The organism is Bernardetia sp. Wsw4-3y2 (genome assembly GCF_037126295.1).
GTDB lineage: Bacteria > Bacteroidota > Bacteroidia > Cytophagales > Bernardetiaceae > Bernardetia.
In genome coordinates, this window is the sequence record NZ_CP147017.1 from 2,057,749 (window position 1) to 2,070,000 (window position 12,252).

General features: G+C 34.0%; 10 protein-coding genes and 2 rRNA genes (1 of these 12 only partly in view). 4 read left to right on the forward strand and 8 right to left on the reverse strand.

Annotated features, from left to right (window positions below):
- Positions 1-51: 51 nt before the first annotated feature.
- On the reverse strand, positions 52-237 hold the full coding sequence (locus tag V9L05_RS08165) for a hypothetical protein (protein WP_338815082.1): 186 nt from the start codon (positions 235-237) through the stop codon (positions 52-54).
- Positions 238-249: 12 nt separating this feature from the next.
- On the opposite strand from V9L05_RS08165, the gene V9L05_RS08170 reads away from it, so the two are divergent.
- Positions 250-444, forward strand: a complete 195-nt coding sequence (locus V9L05_RS08170) for a hypothetical protein (protein WP_338815083.1) — start codon at positions 250-252, stop codon at positions 442-444.
- Positions 445-631: 187 nt separating this feature from the next.
- On the forward strand, positions 632-2,464 hold the full coding sequence (gene htpG, locus V9L05_RS08175; protein ID WP_338815084.1) for a molecular chaperone HtpG: 1,833 nt from the start codon (positions 632-634) through the stop codon (positions 2,462-2,464).
- A 101-nt stretch (positions 2,465-2,565) separates the two neighbouring features.
- Here htpG and V9L05_RS08180 read toward each other — a convergent pair whose 3' ends face one another.
- Positions 2,566-4,317, reverse strand: coding sequence for a hypothetical protein (locus tag V9L05_RS08180; RefSeq protein ID WP_338815085.1), 1,752 nt, complete (start codon positions 4,315-4,317; stop codon positions 2,566-2,568).
- Between the two features lie 533 nt (positions 4,318-4,850).
- Here V9L05_RS08180 and V9L05_RS08185 point away from each other — a divergent pair.
- Together V9L05_RS08185 and V9L05_RS08190 are read left to right on the forward strand one after the other, a co-directional pair.
- Positions 4,851-5,483: a flavin reductase gene (locus V9L05_RS08185; RefSeq protein WP_338815086.1), complete on the forward strand. Its 633-nt coding sequence runs from the start codon at positions 4,851-4,853 to the stop codon at positions 5,481-5,483.
- Positions 5,484-5,537: 54 nt separating this feature from the next.
- Positions 5,538-5,972 carry a MaoC family dehydratase gene (locus V9L05_RS08190; protein WP_338815087.1) on the forward strand — a complete coding sequence of 145 codons (435 nt, stop codon included), beginning with the start codon at positions 5,538-5,540 and terminating at the stop codon, positions 5,970-5,972.
- A 58-nt stretch (positions 5,973-6,030) separates the two neighbouring features.
- Here V9L05_RS08190 and V9L05_RS08195 read toward each other — a convergent pair whose 3' ends face one another.
- The 6 genes from V9L05_RS08195 to V9L05_RS08220 form a co-directional block, all read right to left on the reverse strand.
- On the reverse strand, positions 6,031-6,978 hold the full coding sequence (locus V9L05_RS08195) for an NAD-dependent epimerase/dehydratase family protein (protein WP_338815088.1): 948 nt from the start codon (positions 6,976-6,978) through the stop codon (positions 6,031-6,033).
- A gap of 225 nt (positions 6,979-7,203) precedes the next feature.
- A complete protein-coding gene (locus V9L05_RS08200) occupies positions 7,204-7,965 on the reverse strand; it encodes an MbnP family protein (protein WP_338815089.1) in 762 nt (253 codons plus the stop codon).
- A gap of 26 nt (positions 7,966-7,991) precedes the next feature.
- A complete protein-coding gene (locus tag V9L05_RS08205) occupies positions 7,992-8,471 on the reverse strand; it encodes a nuclear transport factor 2 family protein (protein ID WP_338815090.1) in 480 nt (159 codons plus the stop codon).
- 62 nt (positions 8,472-8,533) lie between these two features.
- The gene (locus tag V9L05_RS08210) at positions 8,534-9,280 is read right to left on the reverse strand and encodes a porin family protein (RefSeq protein WP_338815091.1); all 747 of its coding nucleotides are present in this window, start codon (positions 9,278-9,280) and stop codon (positions 8,534-8,536) included.
- Between the two features lie 255 nt (positions 9,281-9,535).
- Positions 9,536-9,646, reverse strand: a 5S ribosomal RNA gene (rrf, locus tag V9L05_RS08215).
- Positions 9,647-9,792: 146 nt separating this feature from the next.
- A 23S ribosomal RNA gene (locus V9L05_RS08220) occupies positions 9,793-12,252 on the reverse strand (it continues 429 nt past the right edge of the window).

The window sequence follows — 12,252 nt, forward strand, 5'->3', positions numbered from 1 at the left end:
TTACTTTATAACTGTACTGACACTTTAAAATGTTTGACAGTTTACTTTTATTTAAGCATCAGCTTTCGCTTCGTGAAATTGCTCTTCTTCTGTCGAACCTTTCAAGCCAGCCGTAGATAAACCTTCGCCCACAATAGCTTGAGCTACTTGATCAAAATAACCAGCACCTACAAAACGTTGGTGTTTAGTTTCAGTATAGCCTTTTTCTTCGTAATCAAATTCTTTCTTGTTGCTCAAGCTCTTGTGATTATGATGAGCCAACAGGCAAGAAGAAAAAGACCGTTAGAAAGCAAAACAAGATTATATGATAAATCTAAAATCAGAATTTTACACGAGAAAATAGATCATTTGATGATGCACCAACAACAAGAGCTTTTAGAAATTCAAAAGACTCAGATTGAGATGATGAATACAATTTTGAAAAATACAGAAAAGAATAAATAAATAAATAAAAACTGACAAAATTTCCGATTTTATCTATTTAGAAACTCAAAAATTCGATTGGAATAAAACTAGCTAACTTCTTAGTATATAAAATAATACTAGCGCAAGATTCTATCTTGTGCTTTCTATTTGGTAAGCATGTGCTTGCAAAACAATAAGAGAACAAACAATAAAATTTAATAGAATTATGAGCGTAGAACAAGGTAATTTATCAGTAAATACGGAAAATATTTTCCCAATCATTAAGAAGTTTCTCTATTCTGACCACGAAATTTTTTTAAGAGAACTCGTAGCCAATGCTGTAGATGCTACTCAAAAGCTAAAACACTTATCTTCTTCTGCTGATTTTGATAAAGAAGCAACAAGCCCTGTAGGAGACTTGAAAGTGAAAGTGTCTTTTGATAAAGAAGCCAAAACGATTACAGTAAGTGATAACGGTATTGGTATGACTGCCGAAGATATCAAAAAATATATCAATCAGATTGCTTTTTCAGGTGCAGCAGAGTTTGTAGAAAAATATAAAGATGCTCCAAACAATAAGCAAATAATCGGACATTTTGGCTTAGGTTTTTATTCTGCTTTTATGGTTTCTACAAAAGTAGAAATTATTTCTCGTGCTTTTTCAGCTAAAGAAGACGAAGCAGCACATTGGGAATGTGAAGGTTCGACTTCGTTTGAGTTAGAACAAACTACAAAAGCAGAACGAGGAACAGATATTATTCTTCATATTGCAGAAGATTCTGAAGAATTTTTAGATAAGTTTCGTTTGAAAGGAATTTTGGATAAATATGCTAAGTTCTTACCAATTCCAATCGAATTTGAAGGCGAGCAAATCAATGATACAAATCCACTTTGGACAAAATCTCCTTCTGAACTTAAAGATGAAGATTATTTAGCTTTCTATAAAAAATTGTATCCAATGGGTGAAGACCCACTATTTTGGATTCATTTGAATGTAGATTATCCTTTTGAGCTTACAGGAATTTTGTATTTCCCTAAAGTAAAACAAGAACTTACAGCTTCAAAAGATAAGATTCAGCTTTATAGCCGTCAAGTATTTATTACAGATGAAGTAAAAGAAATTGTACCTGAATTTTTGACACTTTTACATGGTGTAATTGATTCTCCAGATATTCCTTTGAACGTTTCTAGAAGCTATTTACAAGCAGATGGAAATGTAAAACGTATCAGCAGTTACATCACTAAAAAAGTAGCTGACAAACTACAAGAACTTTTCAAAAATGACCGTGAAGGCTACGCAAACAAGTGGGACGATATAGGTCTTTTCGTAAAATTTGGAATGATAACAGATGAAAAATTCTTAGAAAAAGCTGAGAAATTTGCATTAGTAAAAAATGTAGATGGAAAAACATTTACATTTGACGAATACAACGAAAAAATTGCAACCAATCAAACCGACAAAGACGGTAAAAAAGTTTGGTTATACGCTGCTGATGTAAAAAAACAACATACATTTATTTCTTCTGCTCAAAAGCGTGGTTATGATGTTTTGGTAATGGATTCGATTATCGATTCGCATTTGATTCAGCGTTTAGAAGGCAAATTAGAAAATATTTCTATTCGTAGAATTGATTCTGATACAGCAGACAAAATTATTGCAAAAGACGAAGTTTTAGAAGCTGTTTTATCAGAAGCAGACCAAACAAAAGTAAAAGAGATTTTTGAGAAAATCGTTACTGAAAATCATACTGTTCAAGTACAAGCAATGCCAACAGATGAAATGCCTGTAACACTTACACTTTCAGAATTTATGCGCCGTATGAAAGAAATGGCGATGTCTGGAGGAGGAGGAATGTATGGAATGAATCTGCCAGACCAATATAATGTTATTGTAAATGCAAATCATTCGTTAGTACAAAAAATCTTAGATACAAAAGACGAAGAAGCACAAAAACAAATAGCTCAACAAGCATATGATTTATCTCTTCTTTCTCAAAACTTGTTAGAAGGAAAAGCTCTTTCTAATTTTGTAGAACGTAGTTTGAATTTTATGAAATAAATATAGAATTACTATTTCAAATATCGACATTTGAAATAGTAATTTATCAAAAAAGCCTTTTCAATTAATTTTGAAAAGGCTTTTTCATTTTCTAAGAAAATTTACTTCTTCTTTGTGTTATTATAACGACGACGAGGATTTACATTTTTTAAATCCAAATCTATTGGAGGACGAACATTTGTACGTGGTCTTCGTCTAGAAACTTTTTCCTCTTTTGTATCATCTTTCAAACGAGCCAAACGAGAACTTTCTTTTTGTTGTTCTTTCTGCTTTTCCTCTTTTGGAACAACAGATGCTTTGCTACTCTCTTGTAGATTTTGATGTAATTTTTCGATTACATTATCTTTTTTAGGCTGCTCTTGATTCTGATTTTGCTTATTATCTTTGGTATCAGCTTTATCAGTTTCTTTACTTATAGCTTTGTTTTGAGCTTGATTTGGGCTTTGAGCTTTTTCTTGACCTTGTTGAGCTACTTCCTTTGGCTTTTGAGCATTCTGTCTTTTAGGTTGTTGTTTTTTGGTTTGCTCACCTTGTTGTTTATTCTTTTGCTCAGTTTTTTGTTGGATTTTTTGCTCAACCTTCTGTTCAGCTTTTCCATCATTTTTCACTTCATTTTGAGATGTCGTTGATTCTGCTTCTACTGTATTGCGAATAGGTCTTTTGTTGCTTCTTGTTTTTCTAGTCGACCTTCTTTGCTTATATCTACGATTTTTCTTAGCAGTATTATTCTCTTCAGTAGTTTCACTAGACTTATTTTCATTAGTCTCAACTTTCGAACTTTGCTTTGCTTCTGCTACATTCTGATTTTTATCAGTTTGCTGAGTAGCTACATTTTCTTCTTCTTTTTTATCAGAAGGCGAAGTTTGCTTTTTACGTTGAGAAGCTCTAGCAGGTGGAGCTTGCTTTTTATTGGTAGGAAAACTTTTAGTTTCCTCTTGCTTTGCGTCTTGTTGCTTATTTGTTTTTTCTAATTTTGCGTCTTGTTTTTCATTTGGATTTTCTACAACAGGTTTCTGTCTTTTCTTTGGATTAAAGCTACTTTTACGCTCTACTTTATCCTTAAAATCTTGTTTAGTTTCATTTACAGAATCTGCAAAATCCTCTTTAGCTTTATGTTTCGAACGCACTTTTTTCTTAGCATTTTCCATCGCTAACCTTGCTCTTTCAGAGCGAGCAGCTTTATTTTTCTGCTCTTGTGTCATTTCTTCAGAATTATCATTCTGATTGCTTCTATTTTTTCTATATTTAGAATCAGTAAGACTTTCTCTTTTATCTCTACGCTCTACTCTGTCCATCAAAGTAACAGGAGAAGAAGGTATTTTATGCTGACTTTTTGTTCCTTTAGAACCATGTATCTTAGGGTCATAATCAGCTATTTTTTCACCTGTAATCTTTATACCACTTGGTTTACTATTTTGGTCATAGTGGTAACGAATGATATATTCATTAAGTGATTGATAGATTTGGATATTTTCTCTGATATAAAGACCAATAATTCCACGATAGACTTTTCCTTTTTCACAGGTTTTCTGCAAAATTTTGTCATCTATAAGTACAGAACTACAGTTTGTACAGAAGTGATTTTCTGTTGAGATAATAATTTGAGGAAGCGTATTGGTAGCACATACAAAAGTAGCTGCTTTTTTCTCTGTTGCAGCTTCACATCTAGGACAAACAGATGTTTCTTTGATGCGTTGTGTACTATATAAGTTTTGAACGTGTCCTTGGAAAAGATTGAGGTTTGTTTTTTCTGCAAATAATTTTATTTCTTCTTTGCATTCCTCTTCATTTAGTGAAGTCAGATTTTTCGCTGTTCCACCCAAACCAACGAGTTTGCGTAGCCAATTCATCATAATTACGTGTTATTTTTTAATCAGAAAGTATAATTTGACTTTCCTTTGTTGTAATAGTTTTAAAAATGTACTTAGAAAATAATAGAGAAATAAGAATAGAAACATGAAAATAATTGTGGAATAGATTCTATTTACTTTTTAATGAATTCTGATATAAAATTCTTTATTACAATTCTCTTTTTAAAATTTTGTGCTTGAAGTTTTAGTATAAAAAGTTTACTTTTCAATATTCTACTTCCAAAATTTTCTACCTTAGTCTATAATTCTACTAAATATGTATTGATTTAATGTTGTCAAAACCCAGAAATAGTATTTATTTTCTTTTATTTAATTAAATATCAACTCATTACTATTTCAAAATTTTTGCAAAGTTCGTTAAAATTTCGGATTTAACATTCAATTATCATGAAGAATACGAATTTTTTATTGTATTTCAAACATTTTTTTTATAAAATAATTAACTGAGAGCTATTTAGTTTGTTTTTCTTACAAAAAATTATTTTCTAATCTCTTCTATATTTTATCTAAAAATTATGTCTCATCAAAATTCCACTCTCAAACGTATCACAAAAGATGAAATTATTGACATGGAAACTCGTTTTCGTGCCAATTTTATCAATTCTATTTCAGGTTTTAAGAGTGTCGGACTTATCGGAACAATTTCGAAAGATAATCAAACAAATTTAGCTATTTTTAGTCAGGTTTTTCATTTGGGAGCAAATCCAGTTCTTATGGGTTTTATTATTCGTCCAGATGTATCACCTCGTCATACCTTAGAAAATATTGAAGAAACAAAATACTTTACTTTCAATCATATTAGTCAAGAGTTTTACAAACAAGCACATCAAACGGCTGCACATTACCCAAAAGAAACTTCAGAGTTTGAAGCGACAGGGCTAACTCCTCATTTTGAAAGTAATTTTATTGCTCCTTATGTAAAAGAATCGCATTTCAGAATCGGACTAAAACTAGAAGAAAAGCACGATTTAATCATCAACAATACTATTTTTCTGATAGCCAGCGTACAAGAAGTCATTTTGAATGAAGAAATTATTGAAAAAGATGGTTATATTGATATTGAAAAAGCAGGAACAGTTACTTCTTCTTGTTTGGATAGCTACCATACTACAAAACGATTAGAAAGACTTCCTTATGCAAAGCCATAATGATTTACATTATTATTCTCAACTAATTTTACACAAACAAAAAACACCTTATTTATGAACACTGACACAACAACAAGCACAGAAAAACTCAAAGAACAAGACGAATATCGCTTAACATTTTCCTATTCTCAAGAGCAAGTCAATCGTTTTGCAGAAGTAACAGGCGATAACAATCCTTTACATCTTGACGAAAAATACGCAGCAACAACTATGTTTAAACGTCCGATTATGCATGGATTTTTGGGAGGAAGTGTTTTTTCTAAAATTTTTGGAACACTATTCCCAGGGGAAGGAACAATTTATATGAATCAGACTATGAATTTTATGCGCCCCATGTTTGTCGATACAGAATATGAAGCTGTCATGACAATCACAGAAATAAATAGAGAAAAAAATCGTGCAAAAGTTCAGACACAGGTTATAGACAAATCTACAGGAAAAGTTACTATTAGTGGAGAAGCAACAGTTATTAATCCGAATAGATTGTAAAATATTCACACCTATAAGGTTTTGAAAACCTTATAGGTGTAAATCTATTTCTACTTTTCTACTTTTCTACTGCTAATTTCTTTTTTAGATTGATTAGCATTTCTTTTGTTGTACTTTCCATGTCATATTCATGCTTCCAATTCCAATCTTTACGAGCAACATCATCATTTACAGAATCTGACCACGAATCTGCAATAGATTGTCTTAACTCATCTATTTTATAGCTAATCTCTAAATTTGGAGTATGTTTTTTAATTTCATCATATAGCTCTTTTGGCGTACAATCAAACGCATTTAGATTATAACCCTCATGAGTAGATAAACTTTCTTTAGGAGCATCCATAAGCTCTAATGTAGCACGAACAGCATCAGGCATATACATCATAGGAAGGCGAGTAGTTGAATCCAAGAAACAACTAAAATTATGTCCTTCTACAGCTTTATAAAAAATATCAACAGCATAATCCGTAGTTCCACCTCCTGGAGGCGTTTTGTAGCTAATCAAACCAGGATAACGCAATGAACGAACATCTACTCCATATTTATTGAAATAATATTCACACCATTGTTCTCCTGCTCGTTTACTAATTCCATAAATAGTTGAAGGATTCATGGAAGTATATTGAGGTGCTGGCGAAGGTGTAGTAGTTCCAAAAACTGCAATAGAGCTTGGATAATAGACTTTATTTAATTTCTCATGACGAGCAATTTCCAAGACATTTAGAAGCCCATTCATGTTTATATTCCACGTCTGAATCGGATTTTCTTCTCCTTTTGCTGAAAGAATAGCTGCCAAATGATAAATCTGTGTAATCTTATATTTTTTCACAATCGAAGAAAGTGCATCTATATCCAAAACATTTAGCATTTCAAAAATACCATTTTCTTCTTGTGGACTTCTTATATCTGAATTAATAACCGCATCTTGTCCGTATTTCTCTTGTAGAGCAGCCGAAAGTTCTGTTCCTAGTTGTCCATTTGCACCTATAATAAGTATTTTTTCCATTGTGTATTCGTTTATTTTTATTGGTTAAAGAATAAAAATTATAAAAATAAAAACTTTAAATTATCAATAGATTATTCGTAATTTTTAATTCGTAATTTTTAATTGCTATTCAATTATGTTGTATGGTTTATTTTGATACAAATTAGGGTAAAAAAAGTGAATCACAAAACAAAAAGGCTTTCACAATAAATATGAAAGCCTTTTTAAGTTTTTTTGAAAGAAGTATTATTGAATTTCTTTAAGAGTAACAAAACCATTCTCATAATTTTGAGAAAGTAAAGCTGATTTTCCACCTCCCATTATGTTATTGATTTCATTAAAATCAATTTGATTAGGAGAAGAGAAAAAATCATTCAAATCTACTCTCAAAACAATTTTTTTATTTTCTGTACTGAAAATTCCTTTGTCATTGACAGAATCAAAACTCAAACTAACTTTTTTATAGTTTGAATTAAGTCCAATATGAAAAACCAACGGAATAGAAGCATTTGGATTAGAAACATCATTAAAATATTTTCCTTCCATAACAACAAACTTATAGCCTGTATTCCAGTCCCATGCCATACTATTGCTAATATCCAAATCACCAGTATTATCCAAAGAAGTATTTTTGATAGAATCTACACCAATAGAAAAATTCATTTTACTAAAGTCTCCTTTCTTCACCAAAATTTCTCTTTCAAAAGTAGTTGCTTCTCTATCTGCTGAAAACAACAAATAAGAGTCTTCTACTTTGAAAGTCTCATTTGTAGAAGCTGATTCAAATTCAAAATTACTTAAATAGAATTTAAAATTTTCTAATAAATATTTTTGATGTAAGTCATTTTGATATTCTTGTAATAACTTCAAAGGTTTATCTTTTACAAAAAACTCTAATTCTAAAGTTATTTTTTCTGTTTCATCATCTTTTTTAGATTCATTTTCAGAACAAGCAGAAAATAAAACTAAGAATAAAAAGAATATTGGATAATAATTTAGTTTTTTCATAGTAGTTTAGACTTTAAGGGAATAAATTATTTTTTACTTGCTCTATATTTATCTAATGCTTTTTGAGCTGTATCTTTAATTTTGCCTTGCATAAAAGAACTCCACCCCAACAGCTTTCCAGATACTCCCAAAGCCATTCCAGACCATTTCCATAAATCAAAATCGTCTGTATGACGGATAATTTTGCCATTTTCAAACTCAAAAACAGCTTTTATTTTATTATGAACTGTATTTCCAGTTTTACTAAACAGATAAATTGCTTCCCAATTAGCAGAACCTTTAATTCCATTCGCTTCAACATTTGAAAAGGAAACCTTTAAATCGGTTGCACTTCCCAGTAACATGCGCCACATATCTTTAGCTTCTTCTCCTTTCAGATTCTTAAAAACAGGGTCATTAAAAACTATATCATCATCATAATAACTTACCATTTTTTCTGCATCTTTGTTCATAAAAGCAGTATAAAAATCAGTAATAATTTGTTCTTTTTCTTCTCTAGAATTCATAGGTGGTGATAATATTTACGATACAAATTCGGTTAATTCGAATGTATATTTGTTTAATTGTATTAAAATGCAAATAAAGTAATACCAATAGTTATTGGGCTTCCTCCATTACAGTCGCAATCTAACTTATTTTCTTGGAATAATGAATTAAGTCCATAATAACCAAATAAATAAAAACTGCCATAACCTATACGAGCCAAAGCACCATAACGTACCTTAGAAACCAGAAAATTATTTTTAGTTTTATCTATAAAATTAGACCCATCATCTTTATATCTCACTTTTGTAGCTGCCGAAACAGGAATTCCAAATTTTCCTCCCAAAGCAAAACGCACTCCTTTTTTGGTAGGATTTGGAATATAATGAAACTCCAAAGGAATATCTATATAAGTCACTGAAAATTTACTCTTTTTGATTTCATCTTGCTTAAGCTCATAAAATTGTATCTTTTCTTCTCCCAATACATTATTTCCTCTAAAAAGGCTTACATCATCTTTAAACATATAATTATCTACAGCCAAAGAAACTCCAGGTAAAAACTTTACATTCGTACCTAAGTTTATATTTTCCATATAAGATAAATTGACAGACCATGAACCCCAAATTTTCAAATCCATAGGGTCAGGTGCATTAAGTAAAGAACTCACGCCAAAATCAAGAATAAAATATCCAGGAATAATTTCATCACGAGTATTAATAATATTTTTGTCCTTATCAATACGCATATTTTGTGCAAAAGTAGCAGAACTACAAAATGTAAAAACTACTAGAAAAACAAAAAAAATAGAGTGAGCAAAAAATTTGTTCATTTTAGAAAAATTGAAGAAATAAAATAAATTGTAAATAGAATACAAGGTAAAAAATAATCATTACTTAATCCAATAACTCAAAGTAAGAAGGATAGTTTTGAGTTGTTTTTATTCTTTGTTTGTATTGCATCAGTTTTTTCACTAGGATGATATAAACACTATTTTCCACAAAAAAAGCCTTTCTAATCAATTATGATTAAAAAGGCTTAATTCTTTGTCCGTTCACAAATACATTCCTGTATCTGTCCTTATAAAGACGGGCGATGACCTACTCTCCCACGAATAGCGCAGTACCATCGGCGCAATAGGGCTTAACGGCTCTGTTCGGAATGGAAAGACGTGTACCCCTATGCTATGATCACCCTTTTTCTTTAGGTAAATTGTCTGGCTAGTACCAATGCAACTTACACAAGTTCTTAAAAAGTTCTTTAACAAGTGTTACTTTAACAAAGTAAGGTGTATAGTATATTTAAAAATTATGATCTTCCGTTTGCATATCGGAAAACCTACACTAACAAAAGACTACTGAGAAATTAGTACAGCTCAGCTCCATTTATTTCTAAACTTCCACCTGCTGCCTATCTACGTCATCATCTCTAACGTCTCTTAAGGGAAATCTCATCTTGAAGTCAGTTTCGCACTTAGATGCTTTCAGTGCTTATCTGTTCCAAACGTGGCTACTCAGCAATGCAGTTAGCACCACAACTGATACACCAGAGGTTTGTCCAACTCGGTCCTCTCGTACTAAAGTCAGATCTTCGCAAATTTCCTACGCCCACAACAGATAGAGACCGAACTGTCTCACGACGTTCTGAACCCAGCTCGCGTGCCACTTTAATGGGCGAACAGCCCAACCCTTGGGACCTTCTCCAGCCCCAGGATGTGACGAGCCGACATCGAGGTGCCAAACCTCCCCGTCGATATGAGCTCTTGGGGGAGATCAGCCTGTTATCCCCGGAGTACCTTTTATCCTTTGAGCGACGGCCTTTCCACACAGAACCGCCGGATCACTATGCCCTACTTTCGTACCTGCTCGACCTGTTTGTCTTGCAGTCAAGCTTCCTTATGCCATTACACGCTACATACGATTACCAACCGTATTGAGGAAACCTTGGGAAGCCTCCGTTACACTTTCGGAGGCGACCACCCCAGTCAAACTACCCACCACGCACCGTCCCTCTCACGAGGTTAGATGACAAATACAGAAAGGGTGGTATTTCAACAATGACTCCACGATGCCTAGCGACACCGCTTCAAAGTCTCCCACCTATCCTACACATTCTGTATTCAACAACTATGCGAAGCTATAGTAAAGGTTCACGGGGTCTTTTCGTCCCGTTGCGGGTAATCGGCATCTTCACCGATACTTCAATTTCACCGGAATCATGGTTGAGACAGTGTCCAAGTCGTTACACCATTCGTGCAGGTCGGAACTTACCCGACAAGGAATTTCGCTACCTTAGGACCGTTATAGTTACGGCCGCCGTTTACTTGGGCTTCGATTCAAACCTTCGGATTACTCCTAAGCTCCCCTCTTAACCTTCAAGCACCGGGCAGGTGTCAGGCATTATACTTCATCTTACGATTTCGCAATGCCCTGTGTTTTTGTTAAACAGTCGCTTGGACCTTTTTATTGCAGCCGCTTATATCGCTATAAGACGGCACCCCTTCTCCCGAAGTTACAGGGTAAATTTGCCTAGTTCCTTAACCATGAATCTTCCGAGCGCCTCAGGATTCTCTCCTTGACTACCTGTGTCGGTTTGCGGTACGGGCTATTTAAATTAACGTTAACGAGGATTTTCTTGGAAGCTATTATGTAGATTATCAACGCCCCCGAAGGTTTGTCGTACTATTGCCTAATCCAATCTCTAGCGGATTTACCTACTAAAAACCTTTGCGTTTCGGCTTTAACGTCCATTTCTGTCAGAACGCACTACACTATTTACTCCGTCTCCCCTAACAATTTAAACGAGGTACAGAAATATTAATCTGTTTCCCATCGGAATCGCTCTTCAGCTTATCCTTAGGTCCCGACTAAACCTGAAACGATTAGCGTTGTTCAGGAAACCTTAGTCTATCGGCGAGGGGGTTTCTCACCCCCTTTATCGTTACTCATTCCTACATTTGCTTTTCTAAACGCTCCACTTTCATTCACAATCCAGCTTCTACGCATTTAGAATGCTCTTCTACCACTATGACTTCAAAAAATCATAGTCCATAGCTTCGGTAATAGATTTATGCCCGTGTATTATCGACGCCCAATCACTCGACCAGTGAGCTGTTACGCACTCTTTAAATGAATGGCTGCTTCCAAGCCAACATCCTGGCTGTCTCCGTAATCGGACCACCTTAGGTCAACTTAATCTATATTTGGGGACCTTAGCTGATGGTCTGGGTTCTTTCCCTCTCGGACTGCGACCTTAGCACCACAGCCCTCACTCCTGAGAAACATTTGTATGCATTCGGAGTTCGTCAAGATTTGGTAGGATGTGACTCCCCCTAGTCTTATCGGTAGCTCTACCTCACACAAACTATACTCAAGGCTGTTCCTAAAAACATTTCGAAGAGTACGAGCTATTTCCTAGTTTGATTAGCCTTTCACCCCTACCCACAGTTCATCCCAAGACTTTTCAACGTCAACGGGTTCGGTCCTTCACTTTGTGTTACCAAAGCTTCAACCTGACCATGGGTAGATCACTAGGTTTCGCGTCTACCCCAACTAACTACACGCATTATTCATACTCGCTTTCGCTTCGGCTGCAGCACTGAATGCCTTAACCTTGCTAGTTAGGTGTAACTCGTAGGATCATTATGCAAAAGGCACGATGTCAGGACATTAACGTCCCTCCAACCGCTTGTAAGCGCACGGTTTCAGGTCTTTTCACCCTCCTATTCGGAGTACTTTTCACCTTTCCCTCACGGTACTGGTTCACTATCGGTTTCTGAGGAGTATTTAGCCTTAGCAGATGGTG

What these genes read in the sequence shown, in the direction of transcription:
- V9L05_RS08170 (WP_338815083.1), top strand. Translation starts at nt 250, where the DNA reads ATGATGAGCCAACAGGCAAGAAGAAAAAGACCGTTAGAAAGCAAAACA.
- V9L05_RS08185 (WP_338815086.1), top strand. Translation starts at nt 4,851, where the DNA reads ATGTCTCATCAAAATTCCACTCTCAAACGTATCACAAAAGATGAAATT.
- htpG (WP_338815084.1), top strand. Translation starts at nt 632, where the DNA reads ATGAGCGTAGAACAAGGTAATTTATCAGTAAATACGGAAAATATTTTC.
- V9L05_RS08180 (WP_338815085.1), bottom strand. Translation starts at nt 4,317, where the DNA reads ATGATGAATTGGCTACGCAAACTCGTTGGTTTGGGTGGAACAGCGAAA.
- V9L05_RS08200 (WP_338815089.1), bottom strand. Translation starts at nt 7,965, where the DNA reads ATGAAAAAACTAAATTATTATCCAATATTCTTTTTATTCTTAGTTTTA.
- V9L05_RS08205 (WP_338815090.1), bottom strand. Translation starts at nt 8,471, where the DNA reads ATGAATTCTAGAGAAGAAAAAGAACAAATTATTACTGATTTTTATACT.
- V9L05_RS08190 (WP_338815087.1), top strand. Translation starts at nt 5,538, where the DNA reads ATGAACACTGACACAACAACAAGCACAGAAAAACTCAAAGAACAAGAC.
- V9L05_RS08210 (WP_338815091.1), bottom strand. Translation starts at nt 9,280, where the DNA reads ATGAACAAATTTTTTGCTCACTCTATTTTTTTTGTTTTTCTAGTAGTT.
- V9L05_RS08195 (WP_338815088.1), bottom strand. Translation starts at nt 6,978, where the DNA reads ATGGAAAAAATACTTATTATAGGTGCAAATGGACAACTAGGAACAGAA.